At 60.2% G+C, this 20437-nt stretch carries 16 protein-coding genes and 1 pseudogene; 5 read left to right on the forward strand and 12 right to left on the reverse strand.

The window, feature by feature from the left end:
- Positions 1 to 407: 407 nt before the first annotated feature.
- Genes KVG88_RS09160 through KVG88_RS09170 form a run of 3 tightly spaced genes read right to left on the reverse strand, consistent with a single transcriptional unit; the run spans position 408 to position 2252 of the window.
- Positions 408 to 782 carry a hypothetical protein gene (locus KVG88_RS09160; protein WP_217871142.1) on the reverse strand — a complete coding sequence of 125 codons (375 nt, stop codon included), beginning with the start codon at positions 780 to 782 and terminating at the stop codon, positions 408 to 410.
- Entirely contained in the window at positions 779 to 1756 is a 978-nt protein-coding gene (locus KVG88_RS09165; protein WP_217871143.1) for a hypothetical protein, read from the reverse strand. Before KVG88_RS09165 ends, KVG88_RS09160 begins: the two co-directional genes overlap by 4 nt.
- A gap of 7 nt (positions 1757 to 1763) precedes the next feature.
- Positions 1764 to 2252 (reverse strand): Hcp family type VI secretion system effector, encoded by a 489-nt coding sequence (locus KVG88_RS09170; RefSeq protein WP_217871144.1) that lies wholly within the window; start codon positions 2250 to 2252, stop codon positions 1764 to 1766.
- A gap of 635 nt (positions 2253 to 2887) precedes the next feature.
- Between KVG88_RS09170 and KVG88_RS09175 the strand changes: the two genes are divergently transcribed.
- The 4 genes from KVG88_RS09175 to KVG88_RS09190 are packed head-to-tail and all read left to right on the forward strand — an operon-like array spanning position 2888 to position 8014.
- The gene (locus tag KVG88_RS09175) at positions 2888 to 3364 is read left to right on the forward strand and encodes a formate dehydrogenase subunit gamma (protein WP_217871145.1); all 477 of its coding nucleotides are present in this window, start codon (positions 2888 to 2890) and stop codon (positions 3362 to 3364) included.
- Positions 3364 to 4923, forward strand: a complete 1560-nt coding sequence (locus KVG88_RS09180; protein ID WP_217871146.1) for a formate dehydrogenase beta subunit — start codon at positions 3364 to 3366, stop codon at positions 4921 to 4923. The genes KVG88_RS09175 and KVG88_RS09180 overlap by 1 nt, the downstream gene beginning before the upstream one ends.
- Positions 4920 to 7796, forward strand: coding sequence for a formate dehydrogenase subunit alpha (fdhF, locus tag KVG88_RS09185; RefSeq protein WP_217871147.1), 2877 nt, complete (start codon positions 4920 to 4922; stop codon positions 7794 to 7796). The genes KVG88_RS09180 and fdhF overlap by 4 nt, the downstream gene beginning before the upstream one ends.
- Positions 7793 to 8014, forward strand: a complete 222-nt coding sequence (locus KVG88_RS09190; RefSeq protein WP_150701924.1) for a formate dehydrogenase subunit delta — start codon at positions 7793 to 7795, stop codon at positions 8012 to 8014. The genes fdhF and KVG88_RS09190 overlap by 4 nt, the downstream gene beginning before the upstream one ends.
- A 156-nt stretch (positions 8015 to 8170) precedes the next feature.
- Here the strand turns inward: KVG88_RS09190 and KVG88_RS09195 are convergent.
- Together KVG88_RS09195 and KVG88_RS09200 are read right to left on the reverse strand one after the other, a co-directional pair.
- Positions 8171 to 8302: pseudogene (locus KVG88_RS09195) on the reverse strand (PH domain-containing protein); the annotation flags it as partial.
- A 37-nt stretch (positions 8303 to 8339) separates the two neighbouring features.
- The gene (locus KVG88_RS09200) at positions 8340 to 8681 is read right to left on the reverse strand and encodes a potassium channel family protein (protein ID WP_217871148.1); all 342 of its coding nucleotides are present in this window, start codon (positions 8679 to 8681) and stop codon (positions 8340 to 8342) included.
- Positions 8682 to 8784: 103 nt separating this feature from the next.
- Between KVG88_RS09200 and KVG88_RS09205 the strand changes: the two genes are divergently transcribed.
- Positions 8785 to 9009, forward strand: coding sequence for a hypothetical protein (locus KVG88_RS09205; protein WP_217871149.1), 225 nt, complete (start codon positions 8785 to 8787; stop codon positions 9007 to 9009).
- A 3-nt stretch (positions 9010 to 9012) separates the two neighbouring features.
- Here the strand turns inward: KVG88_RS09205 and KVG88_RS09210 are convergent, their stop codons facing one another.
- The 7 genes from KVG88_RS09210 to KVG88_RS09240 all read right to left on the reverse strand — a co-directional run bounded on the left by KVG88_RS09210 (position 9013) and on the right by KVG88_RS09240 (position 20343).
- Positions 9013 to 10656: a fatty acid--CoA ligase gene (locus KVG88_RS09210; protein ID WP_217871150.1), complete on the reverse strand. Its 1644-nt coding sequence runs from the start codon at positions 10654 to 10656 to the stop codon at positions 9013 to 9015.
- A 19-nt stretch (positions 10657 to 10675) separates the two neighbouring features.
- Positions 10676 to 12454, reverse strand: coding sequence for an acyl-CoA dehydrogenase C-terminal domain-containing protein (locus KVG88_RS09215; protein WP_217871151.1), 1779 nt, complete (start codon positions 12452 to 12454; stop codon positions 10676 to 10678).
- A 7-nt stretch (positions 12455 to 12461) separates the two neighbouring features.
- Positions 12462 to 14981, reverse strand: a complete 2520-nt coding sequence (locus KVG88_RS09220) for an efflux RND transporter permease subunit (protein ID WP_217871152.1) — start codon at positions 14979 to 14981, stop codon at positions 12462 to 12464.
- Between the two features lie 16 nt (positions 14982 to 14997).
- Complete coding sequence (locus tag KVG88_RS09225) at positions 14998 to 16074, reverse strand: WD40/YVTN/BNR-like repeat-containing protein (protein WP_217871153.1); 1077 nt, start codon at positions 16072 to 16074, stop codon at positions 14998 to 15000.
- A 175-nt stretch (positions 16075 to 16249) separates the two neighbouring features.
- Positions 16250 to 17608 (reverse strand): DUF1329 domain-containing protein, encoded by a 1359-nt coding sequence (locus KVG88_RS09230; RefSeq protein ID WP_217871154.1) that lies wholly within the window; start codon positions 17606 to 17608, stop codon positions 16250 to 16252.
- A 41-nt stretch (positions 17609 to 17649) separates the two neighbouring features.
- Positions 17650 to 19653 (reverse strand): DUF1302 domain-containing protein, encoded by a 2004-nt coding sequence (locus KVG88_RS09235; protein WP_217871155.1) that lies wholly within the window; start codon positions 19651 to 19653, stop codon positions 17650 to 17652.
- 123 nt (positions 19654 to 19776) lie between these two features.
- Positions 19777 to 20343 carry an RBBP9/YdeN family alpha/beta hydrolase gene (locus KVG88_RS09240; RefSeq protein ID WP_150701916.1) on the reverse strand — a complete coding sequence of 189 codons (567 nt, stop codon included), beginning with the start codon at positions 20341 to 20343 and terminating at the stop codon, positions 19777 to 19779.
- Positions 20344 to 20437 lie beyond the last annotated feature (94 nt).

Consider the following 20437-nt stretch of genomic DNA (forward strand, 5'->3'; position numbering starts at 1 on the left):
GATGCACCGGCAAATTTAGTAGCTCACCTTTTTCTATTAGGCCGCGTCTCTCACAGAGATCAGGAAACAAAAACATCAATGCTGTCGAACCGCTCCTGACCGTTTTACCTAGCAATCCCAAACCAGACAAAGCCTTACGATTACTTGCTACAAACTTGCTCCTATTCAGATACCCTTCTATTAATTCTGTAAATAAATAAGAGAACACATATATCCAGCAAGAGACCAGAAGAGAGGAAAAAATTATGAATATCCCGACACCTACCAACGGAATATCACTCAATGAAACAATGACTCACAAATTATTTTATTCGACGACCTGCATACGACACGACAGAGATTAATAATCATTAGAGGATTTTATCCTAAGTCATTTCTAGCCAGTAGTCTATTTGCACCCACCCAACCTACTTAACACACTTCACAAAGACCCCAAACACAATAAAAGCAATACTTAATAGCCAGAACCCCCCCCACGAGATCACTAGCATCCTTTTTAAAGCTTTCGGAAATCGTTCGACTTCAGCAGCATTGACGATACCTCGCCTCACGGAAATCCCCGGCATAATCAAAACCATAGTGAGAACCCCACTACGCATAAACTTCCCAAAAACCCCCATATTAGAAAATGCGGCTTTATTAACGCTCACAAAATGACTATTACACAAAAACGCTTCCGCTTTTTCGGTATGAACTTGCACAACATAAATCAACCACACCATCAAAAGCAAAAGTGGACTCAGTATTATTAAAAATATCAAACCGATGTGAACGTCATTCATTGCTCTATTTTTCCATAGAGATATTCACCAATATACTCACCTGCCATTTCGCCTATCTTCCCTCCTTCGATCCCACCCCATACACCGCCAACTACGCCGCACGCGAGTGCGCCAGGCCCGCTACTTGCAATACCCAACACTAATACGCACGCAAAAGTGGTTGCATGCCCCCCAAGGTTTCCTCCAACGGCTCCACCAACAAGGCTTACCGCCAAAGAAGAACCCTCAACATACTTCGCCCTCGTACACTCATCCTCCCGCCCCAACGCACATGCCTGTTTGATCTTCAGACCCGCAGAGGTAACCTCCAACGCAGTACCGATGTAGACTCCCCGCTTGATCAACTTCGCCGCCCTGGCCACGCCACTGACCTTCTGCGCATAGCCGGCAATCTCGCCAGTACTCATGTACCTTTTGGTCGAAATCCCCAACATTCGTTTGATCGAACCTTGGGAACGCAATCCCGAGCCGTAAGAGGCAACATTGTCCAGCTGCTTCTCCAACTTGATGAATAACCTGGCGCGTTCGCTGTAGAACCTGTCTCTGGCTGTAATAGATCCGCTGCGCAGATAGTTCTCATGGGCCTGTTCGATTTCCTCTAGCGTTGCCTTGATCGCGGCCATGTATTTGCTCCACCCATCACTGACAGCCCCGGCGCCGATAGCGCCATAGTCGAGTACTTCCTGCAGCAGTTCGAAGTTGTCGAGAAAGAAGTCGTCGGCGTCGACCTGATTAGTCAGCAGGGCGATGTGAATATCCCTGGCTTTGCTCATCAAGTACGCCTCTTGATGGGTACTGGATGAGGTAGTCACATCACCGATGATCACTAATTCACCCGCCAACACAGCAGTGTTGGCGATATGGCTGTTGAGTGCATCAAACTTGGTTCTTGCAACCCCGGTCAGTCGCAGTTCGGCCTTGAGGGATTCGAAAGACTGGGTTCGTGAGTTGATAAACGCTAGAGGCTCTGACATCTACGCCTCACGAATATCTTTTATTGCTAATGCGATCCCAGCCACCCGCGATGTTGCCGCCGCCTGCACCATCGCTTCGTTTTTGCTGGATGTACACGGTTTTAATGCGGCCGTAATTCAGTTGCACGATTTCAACGGGAATGCCGACTGCGGCATTTTGCGTGTAATCGGCGATGATGACTTCCTCTAGCACAATCTCGTAGTACTTGAGCTTGTCGGTACCCGCCCGGCTAAGCACCAAGGTGACCTCTTTCAGGTGCTCACCGGCGCAACTGGCTTCCATCAGTTTGCAGCTGGATTTGTCCAGCGTTTTGGTAAACGTGAAATGGCTCAGGGTTGTCCGGCCGGCGGTAGCGCCACCGGCAGAGCTGGCGGTGGCTGAGGTGCTTTGATAAGTGCTAAAACTGTAGCCACTCACTTCGATCCAGTTACGGTATTTTTCATCCAGCGCTTCGCCCGGAATACCTTCAATTTTGATAAAAGCGTCGAACGCCATAAAACCGCTCCTTGGCAGTGGTTGGTTTTTTTAAGGGAGCAGGAAATCTACGCCGTTCGGGATCAGCGTTGACTCATTCAGACATCGCCAAAAAACAGGATCAGATGTTTCCGATTCTGGTTTGGCAGTCGGATGTAGGACGCTTCCGCGCACCAACCATTGGAGTGGGTTTGGGGTGCAGTTTCAGTAGGGGTGGTGGCTGGTCTGGCGCATTCGCGAGCAGGCTCGCTCCCACAGGGAATACGTCAGCGGATCTGCTCCGTAGAATTGCTCACGGTTCTGATGCTTCTTCTCACCTGTAATGCTTGCTATACATCCCCCATCGACAAGCCCCTCCGGGCTTGAGGCCAGTGAGTGAACGCCCCCGCCTCACTCATCTAGACTTAACGGATAGTCGTAGGCAGAACCGAGCACGTCGCTTTGGTGCAGTTCGATCAATAGCGGCGTGGCAAGCTGCCCTTTATGCCCAGTAGAGGTGCGGCGAAGACCGTGCCGGGCACAACAAGATGCCCGCCAAGGGTGCCCTGGCCACCGGCCTGAAATCCACGATACCGTGACGTGGTGTGAATGCCGCAGCCGACACTTTCGGACGACCGACGACCTTCTGGTTTGTCCGTGACCGTGAGGATTGCTGAATGCCTGATGAGTTGTTGCACCTGCCTGTGGTCAACAGTCTGCTGGAGCGCCATAAGGGCACCCCGGGTGCGCTGTTGCCCATTCTTCATGATCTTCAGGAGCGCATCGGTTACGTCCCCGATGCCGCCGTCCCCGAGATTGCCCATGCCCTCAACCTGAGCCAGGCCGAGGTTCGTGGGGTGATCAGTTTTTACCATGACTTCCGTACCGCACCGCCCGCGCGACATATCCTGCGGCTGTGCCGGGCTGAGTCGTGCAAGAGCCGTGGTGCCGAGGATCTCGCTGCGCAGTTGCGCGAGCGGCTGCAACTGGATGATCACGGTAGCAGTGCCGATGGCAGCATCAGTTTGCGTCCGGTGTATTGCCTGGGTGCCTGCGCCTGTTCGCCAGCGCTGGAGTTGGACGGCCGGGTGCATGCGCGGCTCAGTGCCGAGCGTCTGGATGCCTTGCTTGATGCTTGCCGGGAGGACGCTTGATGCCGACTCTTTATCTGCCTTGTGATTCGCTAGCCCGTGCCGTGGGGGCCGATGAGGTGGCGACAGCCCTAATCACTCAGGCCCACGAACGCAATTTTCCGCTGGAGTTGCAGCGCACCAGTTCGCGCGGGCTGTATTGGCTGGAACCGTTGCTGGAAGTGGACAGCCCACAAGGTCGTATCGGCTTCGGCCCGCTGACGGCTGCTGATGTGCCATCGGTGCTCGAAGCGCTGAAAGGCGATCCATCCGCTCATCCACTGGCCTTGGGCCTGGTGGAGGAGTTGACGTATCTGAAGACGCAACAACGCCTGCTGTTCGCTCGCGCCGGTATCACCCGGCCGCTGTCGCTGGACGATTATCAAGCCCATGGCGGTTTCGAAGGGTTAACGAGGGCAGTTGCCATCGGCGGCGAGCAAACTGCGACTGCGGTGTTCGACTCAGGCCTGCGTGGCCGGGGCGGTGCGGCCTTCCCTGCCGGGATCAAATGGCGCACGGTGCGCGCGACCGAAGCGGCGCAAAAGTACATTGTGTGCAATGCCGACGAAGGCGACTCCGGCACCTTCGCCGACCGCATGTTGATGGAAGGCGACCCTTTCCTGCTGATCGAAGGCATGGCCATCGCGGGAATAACCGTCGGCGCCACCTTCGGCTACATCTATGTGCGTTCGGAATATCCCGATGCCGTGGCCACACTACGCGCCGCGCTAAACATCGCCCAAACCGCCGGTTACCTCGGCGCCAATGTCGGCGGCAGCGGCCTGGCCTTTGATATGGAAGTACGTGTCGGTGCCGGTGCTTACATCTGCGGTGAAGAAACCGCGCTCCTGGACTCCCTCGAAGGCAAGCGCGGGATCGTCCGCGCCAAGCCGCCGATTCCTGCCTTGAAGGGTTTGTTCGGCCAACCAACCCTGGTGCACAACGTGCTGACGTTGGCCTCGGTGCCGCTGATTCTGGCCAAGGGTGCGCAGTTCTATCGCGATTACGGCATGGGCCGTTCCCTGGGCACCATGCCTTTCCAATTGGCGGGCAACATTCGTCACGGCGGTCTGGTGGAACGGGCCTTTGGCCTGACCCTGCGGGAACTGGTGGAAGACTACGGCGGAGGCACCGCCAGTGGCCGGCTGCTGAAAGCCGCTCAGGTGGGTGGCCCGCTCGGCGCCTGGGTGCCGCCGTCGCAATTCGACACGCCACTGGATTACGAGGCATTCGCCGGTATCGGCGCAATGCTGGGTCACGGTGGCGTGGTGGTGGCGGACGATACGCTGGACATGGCCCACATGGCGCGCTTCGCCTTGCAGTTCTGCGCCGAGGAATCCTGTGGCAAGTGCACACCGTGCCGCATCGGTTCGACTCGCGGCGTCGAGGTGATCGACCGAATGCTGGCCGCGCCGGACCAGAGTGGTCGCGATGAACAGGCGCTCATCCTCAAGGACCTGTGCGACACGATGCAATACGGTTCGCTGTGCGCGCTGGGCGGCATGGCCCCCTTCCCGGTGGTCAGCGCCCTCAAGTACTTCCCTGCCGACTTCGGTCTGCAAGCCTCGGAGGCCGAGCAATGATTACTCTCTTCGACCCGAAAACAGACATTGACCTGGGTACGCCGGCCCGCGACAGCGACGTGCAAGTCACCCTGAGCATCGATGGCCGCAGCATCAGCGTGCCCGAAGGCACTTCGGTGATGCGCGCTGCTGCGTTGCTGGGCACCACCATTCCCAAACTCTGTGCCACCGACAGCCTGGAAGCCTTCGGCTCCTGCCGCATGTGCCTGGTGGAGATCGACGGCATGCGCGGTTATCCGGCTTCCTGCACCACGCCGGTCAGCGAAGGCATGACCGTCCACACCCAGACGCCGAAGCTCGCGACCCTGCGGCGCAACGTCATGGAGTTGTACATTTCCGATCACCCGCTGGATTGCCTGACCTGCTCGGCCAACGGCAACTGCGAGCTGCAAACCGTGGCCGGTCAGGTCGGCCTGCGGGAGGTGCGTTACGGCTATGAAGGCGACAACCATTTGGCCGACGTGAAGGACACGTCCAACCCCTATTTCGATTACGACCCGAGCAAGTGCATCGTCTGCAACCGCTGCGTGCGCGCCTGCGAAGAAACCCAGGGCACTTTTGCCCTGACGATTACCGGGCGCGGGTTTGAATCCCGTGTTTCGGCTGCTGGTGGGGATAACTTCCTCGATTCGGAATGCGTGTCCTGCGGCGCCTGTGTGCAAGCCTGCCCTACCGCGACGCTGATGGAAAAAAGCGTGGTCGAACTGGGCCAGCCCGAGCGCAGCGTGATCACCACCTGTGCCTATTGCGGCGTGGGCTGCTCGTTCCGTGCCGAGATGAAAGGCGACCAACTTGTACGCATGGTTCCGGACAAGAACGGTCAGGCCAACCACGGCCACTCTTGCGTCAAAGGACGCTTTGCCTGGGGCTATGCGACCCACCCGGATCGCATCACCAAGCCGATGATCCGCAAGCACATCAACGACCCGTGGCAGGAAGTCAGCTGGGATGAAGCGGTGACTTATGCCGCCAGCGAGTTCCGTCGCCTGCAACAGAAATACGGTCGCGATTCGATTGGCGGGATCACCTCCAGCCGCTGCACCAACGAAGAAACCTATCTGGTGCAAAAACTGGTGCGTGCGGCGTTCGGCAACAACAACGTCGACACCTGTGCGCGGGTTTGTCATTCGCCGACCGGTTATGGCTTGAAGCAAACGTTGGGGGAATCTGCCGGCACCCAGAGTTTCGACTCGGTGATGAAGGCCGACGTGATCCTGGTGATGGGCGCCAACCCCAGCGACGCTCACCCGGTGTTCGCCTCGCAGCTCAAACGCCGTTTGCGTGAAGGGGCGCGGCTGATTGTTATCGATCCACGACGCATTGATCTGGTGGACACGGTGCATGCCCGCGCTGAACTGCATTTGGCTCTGCGCCCTGGCACCAACGTCGCCATGCTCAATGCGTTGGCCCACGTCATCGTGACTGAAGGTTTGCTCAAACAAGACTTCATCAACGCCCGTTGTGAGCCTGGTGATTTCGCCCAGTGGAGCGATTTTGTCAGCCGTGCGGAGAACTCGCCGGAAGTGCTCGGCCCCATCTGCGGCGTACCCGCTGCCGATATCCGTGCCGCTGCGCGTTTGTACGCCACTGGCGGCAACGCGGCGATCTACTACGGTTTGGGCGTCACCGAACACAGCCAAGGCAGTACTTCGGTGATGGGCATCGCCAACCTCGCCATGGCCACCGGCAACATCGGCCGCGAGGGCGTGGGCGTGAACCCGTTGCGGGGGCAAAACAACGTGCAGGGCTCCTGTGACATGGGCTCTTTCCCTCACGAGTTGCCCGGCTACCGGCACGTCTCCAACGAGGTGGTACGAGCGCAGTTTGAACAGGCCTGGAACGTCACCCTGCAACCCGACCCGGGATTGCGTATCCCCAATATGTTCGAGGCAGCCTTGGGTGGCAGCTTCAAGGGCTTGTATTGCCAGGGCGAAGACATCGCCCAGAGCGATCCGAATACCCAGCACGTCACCGCGGCGCTGTCGGCCATGGAATGCATCGTAGTGCAGGACATTTTCCTCAACGAAACCGCCAAGTTCGCCCACGTGTTCCTGCCGGGCAGTTCGTTCTTGGAAAAGGACGGTACTTTCACCAACGCCGAACGGCGGATCTCGCGGGTGCGCAAGGTCATGGACCCGCTAGGCGGCAAGGCTGACTGGGAAGGCACCGTGGCCCTGGCCAATGCCTTGGGTTACCCGATGAGCTATCAGCATCCATCGCAAATCATGGATGAAATCGCCAGCCTGACGCCGACTTTCACCAACGTCAGCTACGCCGAACTGGATCGCCACGGCAGCCTGCAATGGCCGTGCAACGCGGCGGCACCCGACGGCACGCCGACCATGCACATCGAGGAATTCGTGCGCGGCAAGGGACGCTTCATGCTCACCGGCTACGTGCCGACCGAGGAGAAGGTCAACGCTCGCTATCCGCTGCTGCTCACCACCGGACGCATCCTTAGTCAGTACAACGTCGGCGCGCAAACCCGGCGTACCGACAACGTTGCCTGGCATGACGAAGATCGCCTGGAAATCCATCCGACCGACGCCGAGAGCCGTGGCATCAACGAAGGCGACTGGGTCGGCATCGGCAGCCGCGCCGGGCAGACCGTGTTGCGGGCGCGGATCACCGAACGGGTCGCGCCGGGCGTGGTGTACACCACGTTCCACTTCCCGGAATCGGGGGCCAACGTGATCACCACCGACAACTCCGACTGGGCCACCAACTGTCCGGAGTACAAGGTCACCGCCGTGGAAGTCAGCCGCGTTTATCACCCTTCGGAGTGGCAGAAGCGCTTCCAGGAGTTCAGCGATGAGCAGCATCGGTTGCTGAAAGAACGTCGGCACCCCGAGAAAGCCGAGGTGCGTAAATGAGTACCGATAACCTGATCAAGATGGCCAACCAGATTGGCCAATACTTTGCGACGCAACCGGACCAGGAACAGGCAGTGCTAGGCGTGCGTAATCATCTGCAAATGTTCTGGGCGCCAAGCATGCGCAAGGAATTGTTGGCGTGGCAGACGGAGCATAAAGGGGCGGACTTGCATCCGTTGGTGCAGGCGGCGGTGAGTGGGGCGGGTTGGGAGGCCTAAACCTGGCCGTTCCCGACTGAACAGCTAAACAACTGTGGGAGCGAGCCTGCTCGCGATAGCGGTGTATCAGTCAGCTCACATGCTGAATGTTGCGCAGCCATCGCGGGCAAGCCCGCTCCCACAGGGCCTGCGTCGTTCACGAGTGTTGTGACCGGCTCATAGCAGGTGCTGGGAGATCAATTTGGAGACCTCGACCATCGAGGTCTTGCCGGTGAACTCGAACTTTACTTTCCCCAGCGACGAAAAATAGATTTCCAGTTCGGAATCCAGATCAAACGTCCCCGAGGTTCCACCCTAAACACGACTTCAGGGCATTCGGCCTCCCTTACTTGTCGCCACCTGTTACCCGCACCGCACTCTCGATGGCCCGCACGCTGATTGCCGCAAAGATCGCTGTCAGCAGCACGCCGTTGAACCCCAGCAGTATCGCCAGCAGCCGCGACAGCGCCTGCTTCGGCACGAGTTCGCCATAGCCGATGGTCAGGCCGGTCACGAAGCCGAAGTAGATCCCGTCGAACGGCTGCCAACCTTCCAGGTAGCTGATGATCAGGCCAAACGTGACGATGACGACCAGCATGGTGGAAAGGATCGGCCAGACGATTCGAAGGTAATAACCAACGGCTTTATAAAACTCTCGACGGATGTGCGACGTAGGAGCGAGCTTCATGTCATGGGCTTCCTGAGGTTTGCCTGGGCGGCAGGCGTTTTGGCACCCCAACAGCTTGGCACAGGATTGGAAATCTGATGGCCGGACCAACGGAGCATGGCCAATGCGCCACAGGGTTTACGCTGAAATGACCCGACACCGGAGAACTCCCATGCTCAAGCACTTGCTCGCGCCGCTCCTGTTCGCCGTGGTCGTGGCCATCAGCGGGTCGTCCTGCCACGACACTCGCCAGGATGAACAGGCGAGTCCGCCCGTCAATGGTGGCAGTGGCAGGATCATCCCTCCCCAGCAACGCATGCCCTCGACCATGCCTCGGCCGAGGATGTAGCGGTCAGTTGGCTTCGCTTTCGCGGATCAGTTTTTTGTTGATCTTGCCGACGCTGGTCTTGGGGATTTCGGCGACGAATTTGAACTGTTTGGGGATCGCCCATTTGTTGATGCGCCCGCCATCGACGAAGGCTTGCAGGTGGGTTTCCAGGATTTTGCGATCGAGGAATTGACCCGGCTCGCTGACGACCATCGCCATCGGGCGTTCGCCCCATTGTTCGTCGACGATGCCCACCACCGCGACCGACATCACCGCCGGGTGCTGGCTGATCAGGCTTTCCAGTTCCAGGGAGCTGATCCACTCGCCGCCGGTCTTGATCACGTCCTTGATGCGGTCCTTGATTTCCACGCCGCCCAATTCATCTATCGACGCCATGTCGCCGGTGTGCAGCCAGCCGTTATGCCAGAGTTCGGCGCCCTTCTCCTTGTCTTTCAAATAACCTTGGGTCAGCCACGGTGCGCGCACCACGATTTCGCCGAGAGATTCGCCGTCGTGAGCAACGTCGTTGCCTTCGGCGTCGATGATCTTCAGGTCGACCATGGGCACCGTCGTGCCGGTCTTGATGCGGATCGGCAGTTGGGCTTCGGCGGATAGCTTGAGGTCTTCGTCGCGCAGGTAGGTCAGGCACAGCAACGGGCAGGTTTCCGACATGCCGTAACCGGCGTGTACCACCATGCCTTTGTTGCTGGCTTCATGGGCGATACCGAGGGTCAGCGCGCTGCCGCCGAGGAGCACTTTCCAGCCGTCGAAACGTGCCTGCTTGCCTTCCTCACAGTTGAGGATCATTTGCAGGATGGTCGGCACACAGTGCGAGAACGTGACCTTCTCTTCGCGATAGAGGCGCACCAGGCTGTTGGGTTCGTAGCGGCCGGGGTAAACCTGCTTGATGCCCATCAGGGTCGCGACGTACGGCACGCCCCACGCATGCACGTGGAACATCGGTGTGATGGGCATGTACACGTCGTCGGAGCGCAGCAGTGGCTGGCCCTGATAAACGCCCAACGTGCCGACGGCATTCAGGGTGTGCAGGACCAATTGCCGATGGGTGAAGTACACGCCCTTCGGGTCGCCGGTGGTGCCTGTGGTGTAGAACAGGGTGGCGACCGAGTTCTCGTCGAAATCAGGGAAGGCGTATTGCTCGGATGCCTCGGACAGCAAATGCTCGTACTCGCCGAGCACCGGCAGTGAAGTGCTGGCCGGCGTTTCGTCGGTGAGCTGAAGGTAACCTTTGACAGTGGTCAGCCGCCCGTGAATCTGCTCCACCAGCGGCAGGAAATCATCATGCACCAGCACCAGATCATCTTCAGCGTGGTTCATGGTGTAGAGCACTTGTTCCGGCGACAGGCGAATGTTCACCGTGTGCAGTACCGCGCCGATCATCGGCACGGCGAAGAAGCATTCCAGATAACGGTGGCTGTCCCAGTCGAGCAGCGCCACGGTGTCGCCGGCCTTCACGCCGGCCGCCGTCAGCGCGTTGGCCAGACGGCGAATGCGCTTGTTCAGCGTCTGGTAGCTGTAGCGCAGTTTGTCGGCGTAGACGATTTCCCGACCCGGCTCGTAGCGCACGCCGGACAGCAGCAATTGCTTGATCAGCAGTGGGTAGGCGTAGGCGCCATCGGCGGGCGGAATTATTTTTGTCGCCATCATGTTGGGGTTCCTTGTCCTTTCAGAACTGATCGGCTTGCAACGCGAACAGGCATTCACTGCCAGCTTTGGCCGATGCGCTCAACGAATGAATTCGCGGCAGCAAACGGGCGTAGTAGAAGCGTGCGGTGGCCAGTTTGCTGACGTAGAAGTCGTCCGTTGAATGAGTGCTCATGGCGGCTTTGGCCATGCGCGCCCACATGTAGGCGTAGGCGGTGTAGCCGAATACGTGCAGGTACTCGACCGAGGCCGCGCCGATTTCATTCGGGTTACTTTGCGCGCGGTCGAGCAGCCACGCGGTCAGTTCGTCGAGGGTGTCGACGGCGGCGTTCAGCGGCTTGGTGAACTCACCGAGATCGGCGCAGGCATTGGCGGTGAAGTTGCGGATTTCCGAAGCGAATAAACGGTAGAGCGCCCCGCCGCTGCCGACGATCTTGCGCCCGGCCAGGTCCAGGGACTGGATGCCGTTGGTGCCTTCGTAGATCTGCGTGATGCGCACGTCGCGCACCAGTTGCTCCTGGCCCCACTCGCGGATGTAGCCGTGGCCGCCGAACACCATCTGGCCGTGCAAGGTGGTTTCCAGGCCCATGTCGGTAAGGAACGCCTTGGCCACCGGCGTCAGCAGCGACACCAATTCCTGAGCGCGGTTACGGGTGACTTCATCTTCGCTGAACTTGGCGCTGTCCAGTTGCAGCGCGACGTAACTGGAGAAGGCACGACCGCCCTCGTTCAGGGCTTTCATGGTCAGCAGCATGCGTCGCACATCGGGGTGGACAATGATCGGGTCGGCGGTTTTTTCCTTGAACTGCGCACCGGTCGGCGCACGGCTTTGCAGGCGATCACGCGCGTAGGCCACAGCGTTCTGGTAGGAGCGCTCGCCCTGCGCCAGACCTTGAATACCCACGCCCAGACGCTCGTAATTCATCATGGTGAACATCGCCGCCAGGCCTTTGTTCGGCGCGTCGACGATCCAGCCCGTGGCGCCATCGAAGTTCATCACGCAAGTGGCGGATGCCTTGATGCCCATCTTGTGTTCGATGGAACCGCAGGACAGCGCATTGCGTTCGCCCAGTGAACCGTCGTCGTTGACCAGCACTTTCGGCACCAAAAACAGCGAGATGCCTTTCGGGCCTGCTGGTGCATCCGGCAGTCTCGCCAGCACCAGATGGATGATGTTCTCGGTCAGGTCGTGCTCGCCACCGGTGATGAAGATCTTGCTGCCGCTGACTTTGTAGCTGCCGTCGGCCTGGGGCTCGGCGCGGGTGCGGATCAGGCCGAGGTCGGTGCCGGCATGGGCTTCGGTCAGGCACATCGAACCGGTCCAGGTGCCGGCGTACATGTTCGGCAGGTACTTGGTTTTCAGTGCTTCGCTGGCGTGGGCGTTGATCGACAGGCAGGCGCCCGCCGTCAGCATCGGGTACAGGCCGAACGACAGGCTGGCCGAGTTGACCATTTCTTCGACCTGCGCCGAAATGACCTTGGGCATGCCCATGCCGCCAAACTGTGGATCACCGCCGACACCGACCCAACCGCCCTCGGCGAACGCTTGATAGGCCTCGGCAAAACCGTCCGCTGCGCCGACCACGCCGTTGTTCCAGGTGCAGCCTTGTTCGTCGCTGGCGCGGTTCAGCGGCGCGATCACTTCACCGCTGATCTTGCCGGCCTCTTCGAGAATGGCGGCGGCGGTTTCTTCGTCGATCACTTCGGCCAGGCCCGGCAGTTTGGCCCACAACCGGGACACCTGGAAAACCTCGTTGAGTACGAAGCGCATGTCGCGCAAAGGAGCTTTGTAGTCAGACATTGTTGGCTTACTCGGAAGTGGTCAGGGCATGCGGCACGCCCGGACGTTCAGTGGATTCGGTGGTTTCGGCCTGCATGACGGGCGCGGTTTGCGGCACCCGTTCACGCAGCAGGAAGTACGACAGGGCCGGGATCAGAATCAGCGCGCCGAGCATGTTCCACAGGAACATGAAGGTCAGCAGGATGCCCATGTCGGCCTGGAACTTGATCGGCGACCAGACCCAGCACACCACGCCCGCCGCGAGGGTGATGCCCACCAACCCGACCACCCGGCCGGTGAACGACACGGCATTGCGGTAAGCCTGGGACAGCGGCAAGCCCTGACGCTGGAAGTGCAATTGCACGCTGAGCAGGTACAAGGCGTAGTCGACGCCGATGCCCACGCCGAGGGCGATCACCGGCAACGTCGCGACTTTGACGCCGATGCCCATGGCGACCATCAGCGCTTCGCAGAGAATCGAAGTCAGCACCAGCGGCAACAGCGCCACCAGCGTGGCGCGCCAGCTGCGGAAGGTGATCAGGCAAAACAGCGTCACCGCCGCATAGACGTACAGCAGCATGGTGCGATTGGCTTCGCGCACGACGATGTTGGTCGCCGCCTCGATGCCCGCCGTGCCGGCCGCCAACAGGAACTGGCGATCCTCGGTGCTGTTTTCCTTGGCGAACTTGTCGGCAATCGCCACCACCGCGTCCAGCGTTTCGGCCTTGTGGTCCTTGAGGAAGGTGATCACCGGCATCAGCGAGCAGTTGTTGTTGAACAGCTCCGGCGAGTTGACCGAGGCTTGCTGCGCGGCGTAATTGAGTACGTCCTGGTTGCGCTGGATGCTGTTGAGCTTGGGGTTGCCTTCGTAGGTACCGGCCGTGATCTGCCGCACGGCGTTGACCAGCGAGGTGGTCGCCTGCACGCCCGGATACTGTTGCAGTTCCCAGGCCAGACGATCGGCGAGCACCAGCGTTTTATAGTTGAGGCAGCCTTCCGGCGCGGTCTTGATCATCACCGCGAACAGGTCGCTCGACAGCGCGTAATGCTGGGTGATGTAGGCGTTGTCGCGGTTGTAGCGCGAGTCGGCGCGCAGTTCCGGCGCACCGCTTTCCAGGTCGCCGATTTTCAGGTTGAGGCTGACCATGAAACCGCCGACGCCCATCAGCACCGCGACCAATACCGCGCCGGTCGCCCACTTGGCAGTGGTGAAGCGGTCGAGCAGATCCCACAAGCGTCCGAAGCCTTTATGCTTTTCGGCACGGGTGTCGATTTTCAGTGCGCGCTCGGCAGCCTTGGCGCCAACACCGACGTACGACAATGCCACCGGCATCAACAACAGCGAGGTGAAGATCAGCACCGCGACGCCGATGCTGGCGGTGATCGCCAAGTCCTGGATCACCGGAATGTCGATCAGCATCAACACCGCAAAACCCACGGCATCGGCCAGCAACGCGGTGACGCCAGCAATGAACAAACGGCGGAAGGTGTAGCGCGCGGCGATTAGTTTGTGGGTGCCGCGGGCGATGTCCTGCATGATGCCGTTCATCTTCTGCGCGGCGTGGGACACGCCGATGGCGAAGATCAAAAACGGCACCAGCACCGAGTACGGATCGATGGCGTAACCCAGCCAGGCGACGATGCCCAGTTGCCAGACCACCGCGATCAGCGAGCAGCCGACCACCAGCAATGTGCTGCGTACGCAGCGGGTGTAGGCGTAGATGATTGCCAGCGAAGTGATCACCGCCAGGCCGAAAAACATCATCACTTGAATCAGGCCGTCGATCAGGTCGCCCATCAGTTTGGCGAAGCCGATCACCCGCACCTTGTACTGGCCCTTGCCCTCTTCCCAGGTCTTGCGCGCGGCGCTGTCACCGGCGAATTCGATCTTGTCGCGCAACTGCTCTTCGAGCATCTGCGAGAAAGCGTGGTAGTTGATGGGTTGGCCACCGGCGGCGGCTTTGTCCAGCAGTGGCACGATCAGCATGGTCGATTTGAAGTCGCTGGCCACCAGGCTGCCGACCAATCCGGCACGGGAGATGTTCTGGCGCAGTTGCTCTATTTGCTCAGGTTGCCCCGAATAGGTGTCGGGCATCACCGGGCCACCCTGGAAGCCTTCCTCGGTGACTTCGGTCCAGCGTACGGCCGGGCTCCACAGCGATTTCATCCATGCGCGGTCGACGCCTTCGGTGAGGAACAGTTGATCGTTGACCTGTTTGAGCACGTCGAGGTAAGCCGGGTCGAAAATATCGCCTTGGGTGTTCTCGACCACCACGCGCACTGAGTTGCCCAAGCCCCGCAGCGACTGGCGGTTTTCCAGGAAGTTCTGGATGTAGGGCTGGCTCTGCGGGATCATTTTTTCGAAGCTGGGGCGCAGCTCAAGGCGCGTCACGGCCATGAAGCCCAGCACCACGGTCGCCAGCGCCATCAGCAGCATGAACAGCGGGCGGTAGATGAACACCAGTCGTTCGAGGAGGTTGCCGGAGTGCTGGTCGAAATCGCGCAGCTCGCGGATCACCGGCATGGCGTCTTGTTTGATATTGCCCATGTCTGGGTTCTCGCTCTTAGGGTTCGAGGGCTAGCGTCTGGGCGCCACGGCTGCCCGCGACCACCAACGCGCCAGCGGCGGACAGGGTGGCAGCGGAAACCGGTGTCCGTGCGGGCTTCTGCACCAGATGCAATTGCGCGCCAGTGCCCTGGCTGACCAGCATCTGCCCACCCTGAGTGAACAAGCGGTAATTGCCGGCGGCATCGATCAGGCCTGCGGTGACGCTGACGTGCAGGCCGGTCTCCAGCGCAGTCCAGTGCTGTCCGCCATCGATGCTGCGCAACACGTTGCCGCGCAGGCCGTAGACCAGCACTTCGCCGGGCTTGCCGAGCACGCCGAAAAAGCTGCCCTGATAAGGCGTCGGCACGGCGGTGAAGCGTTGGCTGTTGTCATCCCATTTGAGCAACAGGCCTTGCTCGCCAGCGATGTATAAGGCGTCGCCCGTGAAGGCGATGGCCTTGAGGTGGAAACCCTGGGGGTTGTCGGTGCGGTCCTGGTAAGGCGTCCAGTTTCGGCCACCGTCTTCGGTGCGCAGGATCAGGTTGAACACGCCGACCACATAGCCCACTTTGTCGTTGGCGAACCAGACGTCGAGCAACGGTTTGTCCGCGCCCTGTTCGGCGAGTCGTTGGCCTTCCATGGCCAACTGGGGCCATTGCTCATTGCCCGGCTGGGCGTTGGCCAGCTCGGTGTAATGCTTGGCCAGCAACGCGCCGATCTGGCGGCCGTCGAGTTGCTTTTGCCAGGTCGCGCCGGCGTCGCTGCTGTGCAGCACGACGCCGTCATTGCCCACCGCCCAGCCCTGGGTGGCGGTCGGAAAATTTACTGCCGTGAGGTCGGCACTGGCCGGCACGGCGGCCTGCTGCCAATGCTTGCCCGAATCATCGGAGAACAGAATATGGCCGCGCTGGCCGACGGCGATCACGCGCTCACCGGCGCGGGCCATGCCGGATAACGGGCTGTTGATGGCCAAGGCACTGGCTTTGGCGGGCAAGTCCAGCACATCGACATAATCGGTCGCGTGGCTAACGCCCTGCATGATGCCGAGCACAACGCCGAGCGCCAGCTGCAAACAATTTTTATACGAACACATACCGCGTCCTCTTCGGAAAACCGCGCCGGGACACACGTCCGTGTGCCTGACGTTCATGCCGTCTGTGGGAGCGAGCCTGCTCGCGATGGTCGTCAACGATGACGCGGGGCGTCTGGTTCCCCGCGGTGTTCTTGAGTCCATCGCGAGCAGGCTCGCTCCCACAGTGGATCGTGGCTTAGCGAATACCGGCGCCGGCCAGGGACTCCGACGACCACTGCGCCTTGGAGAGCGGATCGATGTACTTGATGCCGCCATACGGGCCGACGACGCCGTTGATGCTGTACGAGCCACCGACCAGGTCGTAGATCATGAAGGGCGTGGAGTCCGGCACTTGCTTGTCGTAGCTCTGGCTGAGGAAGGCGAAGGAGCCGCGATAGAGCTGACCACGTGCGTCGTATTGATCCGAGGCCAGAGCGGTCCAGCTGTCTTCGTCGAGGTAGAAGCGGCGCTTGGCGTAGATGTGGCGAGCGCCGGCCTTGAGGGTGCCTTCGACGACCCAGACGCGGTGTTTTTCCCAACGTACGAAGTCCGGTGCCAGGTGATTGGCGCTGGTCAGCGATTTAGGGTCCTGGGCGTAGGTCAGCTTGTAGGTGTTGTAGGGCACGATCATTTCCTGCTTGCCCACCAGCTTCCAGTCGTAGCGGTCCAGCGCACCGTTGAACACGAACACGTCATCGTAGGTGCCCGCACCGGCAGTGCCCGGGTTCGGCGTGTCGTAGGCCAGGTTCGGAGCCAGTTTCACCCGGCGCTGGCCCGGCAGGTACTGCCAGGCGCGACGTGGCTGTTGCAGCGGGTTGGCCGCGTCCTTGAGCATGATCGCTTCACCGGCCCGGCGTGCAGGACCGGTGTAGGACAGCTTCATCTGGTAGTACACGTCGGCGCTGCTGATCGGCTGCGTCAGGTTTTCGTAGATCGGGTACGAAATGAACGCCTGCCCGGTGATCGCCAGGCTTGGCACACCGGCCGAGTCAACGTTCCACGAGTCGTACTTGGAACTGATGCTCACACCTTGATAACGCAGCAGGAAGTTCCACATCGCTTCGTTGCCCGACTGCGGGATCGGGAACGGAATGCCTGGCAGCACGTTGTCGATGGCCAGGCCACCTTCCAGGGACTTGGCACCGCTGGCGTTCTTCACGCCGTTATCCAGGATGGCCTGGGGCAGCGAGACGGTGCGGTGCGTCGGGAATACGTCAACACGGAACGTCGGGAAACGCTTGGCCAGTTCCACCGTGGTGGCGCTGAGCAGGTTCTTGTACTGGTCGACGTTTTTGCCGTCGATCACCAGCAGCGGTTTTTCATTGGCAAACGGGTCCGGGCGCATGCTGTCACCGGACTTGAAACTGGCTGGCGGGGTGGTCAAGCCACCGTTGTAGGCCGGAATGGAACCATCAGCGTTCCCGGCTTTTTCGGCGCCTACCTGGGTCAGGCTGCTACCCAGTTTGGCGGCGTCCTGCGTTGAAACAGCGGCCTGTGCCTGCGCGGCAAGGACCAAGGCCAGCGAAGCGGCCAACACGGTTTGTACAAATTTCATGTTGTTATTCTCCTGCTTGCATTGAGCAAATCAGTGGTGAATCAAAAAGTGGTTTTCATCGTCAGGTACACGGCGCCACGGTCCTCAGTCGTTGCACCACCACCGGAGAAGGCCGAGTAGCCACCGGCATAGCAGGCGTAGTTTTCGTTGCCGCTGAAGGCGTTCGGCGTGGAGCCGTCGCCACCGGTCGGGCCGGTGCTGGTGCCGCTGACGTTGCACTTGTCGGTCTTGCCGAAGGAGTCCACGTACTTCAGGTCGACAAAGTATTTGTTGTACACAACGGCACCGAGGCCGATGGCATAGTTACCGGTGTCTTTGGCACCGCCACCGGAGACCGGTGACACACCATCGAGACCGACATTGACGGACATCGGCGCGTTGAGGTCGATACCGGGGAACACCTGGTACCAGGTTGGTGTGAAGTTGACCGCGATGCCCCAGTTGTCCCGGGTCGGCGCGTCGATGCCGCGATAGCTGTCCTTGCCTTTGTAGAGCGCCTCGTTCTTGCTATCGAGCTTGAGCAGGTTGCTGTAGTACAGCTCGCCCAGCAGGGTCGCGGCGTCGAACAGCGGCGTATCGGCAATGGTCATCAAGCCATTGACCGTCCAGTGCAAGGTGTCGCCGGTGGCGGCCATGCTGTCGCCCTTTTCCGGGGTGTCGTAAATCACACCGGTGGCGGCGGTACGTGCTGGCAGCAGACCAAGGCCCTGGCCCAAACCACGTGGACTGGAACTGCTGACAATCGCCGGGATACTGGCCAGCGGCATGTTGTGACGGATGTTCAGGTCCGACCCGACGCTGACACCGCCGACGTCCTTGGACAGACTCAGGCCGAAGACTTGAATGTTGTCGGCGTAGGCCAGTTGATAGGTCGCGGTGCTCAGGGAGTTGAGCGTGTTGACCACCGGCGCAATCGGCCCCACTGGCGCGGAGCCGTTGGGGTTGGCCGAGGTCAGGCCACGGGCATCGAGCCAGGCTTGCGGCAGGATTTCCGACGTCTCGCGGTAGTAAACGCCGAGGGTGCCGTCCAGCCACGCGGGCGACCACTTGGCCATGATGCCCCAATCGCCGCGCTTGTCCGGCGTCAGGTCATGACCACGACGCACGTTGGTCAAGCCGTTGCACGGCGCCAGACCACAGCCCAGCGGGCTGCCCGGCACCACGGCGTTGGTGTTGCCGAGCAGGAACGACTGCGCACCGAAACCGACCAGGTCGGAACCACCGTAATAGGTGCCCGCTTCCGGCAGACGCGCTTCGTCCCAATCGAGGAAGTACTGCGCGCCGACGGTCAATTCCGGGTTGACGGTGAACGACATCGACAATTGGTTACGCGGGACGAACAATTCCTTGGCTTCGGTACCCGGCGACGCGGCGAGTTTGGCCAGGTCGAGGCCGGACTGGCCGTAGCTGACCGAGTGCACCGGGTTGAGAATGGTCTCGCCCCAGAACACGTTGTGCTGGCCGGCCTTGACGCTGAGGATCGATTCTTCGCCAATCTCGGTGCTGTAGAACACGAAGGCGTCGAGGATTTCGCCGGACGGGCCGGTGTAGTAGCGCTGGGCGTAGTTGCTCAGGTGCGGACTGCCGGTGCCGACGTTGTCATTAGTGACGCCCGCCAGACGCGGGTCGTTGGCGATCAGGCCCGAGGTCGAACCGTTGCCGTTGACGAACGGGTTGGAGTTGGAGCCGGCATTCTCGTAAGCCTTGTCGTACCAGCTGGCGGCGCTGACGCGAAAGCCCATGTGGTTCTGGTAGACCACGTCCATCTCGGTCAGCAGGTCGACGCGGTTGGTGATGTTGGTACCGGCCTTGCGAAAGTTGTAATCGCCATCGTTGTTGTTCGGCGTGGCCAACATGCGTTTGTCGGCGCTTTCGGTGCGTACGCCATAGTTGTACTTGACGGTGTTATCCAGGCGAACGGTCCAGTCCGGGTTACCCGTCTCGATCTCCGCCGCATGGGCCATCGGCACCGTTGCCGCGAGAATGGCCGAGGCCAGCAAGGTGTAGCGTGAAGCGGTGAACCCGTGACTCTTGTTGTTGTGCATTGCGTTGTCTCCGCCTTTTTGTATTTGTTTTAAGCGCAGCCGCCCTCTCGCAGACCTCTTCGGGTCAACGTTTCAGGAGTGAGGGCAAATACCGGTTGGCGTAATGCCAGTCCGGTTCCTGTATTAGCGGTCCAGCTGCAGGATCAGCGCCTCGGCTTGCGCCCAGTGGCCAAATCCTGCGGCCGGATTGAGATGGCCGACATCGCCCAGATCGAGCAATTCGGCGCCCCAGTTTTCAGCCATGCGAGACACGGCTGAAAGACTGGCCAGGTGATCGTTGGTGCTACCGGCCACGATGCTGCGAAAGGGCAGCGGACCTTGTGGCAGCGGGTTCCAGCCCTGACTGCGCAGGGTTTCGGACGATGGATAGTTTGACGGCCAGACCGCATCGAGATCCGGTGGCGCGGCCAGCAAAGCGCCCTTGATCGGACGGCTGAACTGCGCCGCCCAGTGCGCGACCATCAACACGCCTGCGCTGTGGGCCACCAGAATCACCGGCCCGTCGATCTGCTCAAGTTCGTGCTGGATCGCCCGAACGCGAGCGGCGCAGTCGAGCTTGTCGGTTTCCAGTGGCGGGACACTGCGCACCTTGGCGAGCCTGGTTTCAAGCAGCGTTTGCCAATGCTCGGCAACGTGCTCGCGCAGGCCCGGTACGATCAAAACAGTGGCGGCAGTTTGCAATTTGTCCACGGTTAACACCTTCGCTTTCTCGATAACTCGACTGGCTGTTTTCGCCAGGGGCTTTTTGTAGGGTCGACATTAAAGAGCGGCCAGCGGGGGTGCT

Origin of the sequence: Pseudomonas azerbaijanoccidentalis (genome assembly GCF_019145495.1) — a bacterium.
Classification (GTDB): Bacteria; Pseudomonadota; Gammaproteobacteria; order Pseudomonadales; family Pseudomonadaceae; genus Aquipseudomonas; species Aquipseudomonas azerbaijanoccidentalis.

Bases quoted from the DNA above. Each gene is read 5' to 3' on its own strand.
- KVG88_RS09160 (WP_217871142.1), bottom strand. From the start codon at position 782: ATGAATGACGTTCACATCGGTTTGATATTTTTAATAATACTGAGTCCA.
- KVG88_RS09165 (WP_217871143.1), bottom strand. From the start codon at position 1,756: ATGTCAGAGCCTCTAGCGTTTATCAACTCACGAACCCAGTCTTTCGAA.
- KVG88_RS09170 (WP_217871144.1), bottom strand. From the start codon at position 2,252: ATGGCGTTCGACGCTTTTATCAAAATTGAAGGTATTCCGGGCGAAGCG.
- KVG88_RS09175 (WP_217871145.1), top strand. From the start codon at position 2,888: ATGCCTGATGAGTTGTTGCACCTGCCTGTGGTCAACAGTCTGCTGGAG.
- KVG88_RS09180 (WP_217871146.1), top strand. From the start codon at position 3,364: ATGCCGACTCTTTATCTGCCTTGTGATTCGCTAGCCCGTGCCGTGGGG.
- fdhF (WP_217871147.1), top strand. From the start codon at position 4,920: ATGATTACTCTCTTCGACCCGAAAACAGACATTGACCTGGGTACGCCG.
- KVG88_RS09190 (WP_150701924.1), top strand. From the start codon at position 7,793: ATGAGTACCGATAACCTGATCAAGATGGCCAACCAGATTGGCCAATAC.
- KVG88_RS09200 (WP_217871148.1), bottom strand. From the start codon at position 8,681: ATGAAGCTCGCTCCTACGTCGCACATCCGTCGAGAGTTTTATAAAGCC.
- KVG88_RS09205 (WP_217871149.1), top strand. From the start codon at position 8,785: ATGCGCCACAGGGTTTACGCTGAAATGACCCGACACCGGAGAACTCCC.
- KVG88_RS09210 (WP_217871150.1), bottom strand. From the start codon at position 10,656: ATGATGGCGACAAAAATAATTCCGCCCGCCGATGGCGCCTACGCCTAC.
- KVG88_RS09215 (WP_217871151.1), bottom strand. From the start codon at position 12,454: ATGTCTGACTACAAAGCTCCTTTGCGCGACATGCGCTTCGTACTCAAC.
- KVG88_RS09220 (WP_217871152.1), bottom strand. From the start codon at position 14,981: ATGGGCAATATCAAACAAGACGCCATGCCGGTGATCCGCGAGCTGCGC.
- KVG88_RS09225 (WP_217871153.1), bottom strand. From the start codon at position 16,074: ATGTGTTCGTATAAAAATTGTTTGCAGCTGGCGCTCGGCGTTGTGCTC.
- KVG88_RS09230 (WP_217871154.1), bottom strand. From the start codon at position 17,608: ATGAAATTTGTACAAACCGTGTTGGCCGCTTCGCTGGCCTTGGTCCTT.
- KVG88_RS09235 (WP_217871155.1), bottom strand. From the start codon at position 19,653: ATGCACAACAACAAGAGTCACGGGTTCACCGCTTCACGCTACACCTTG.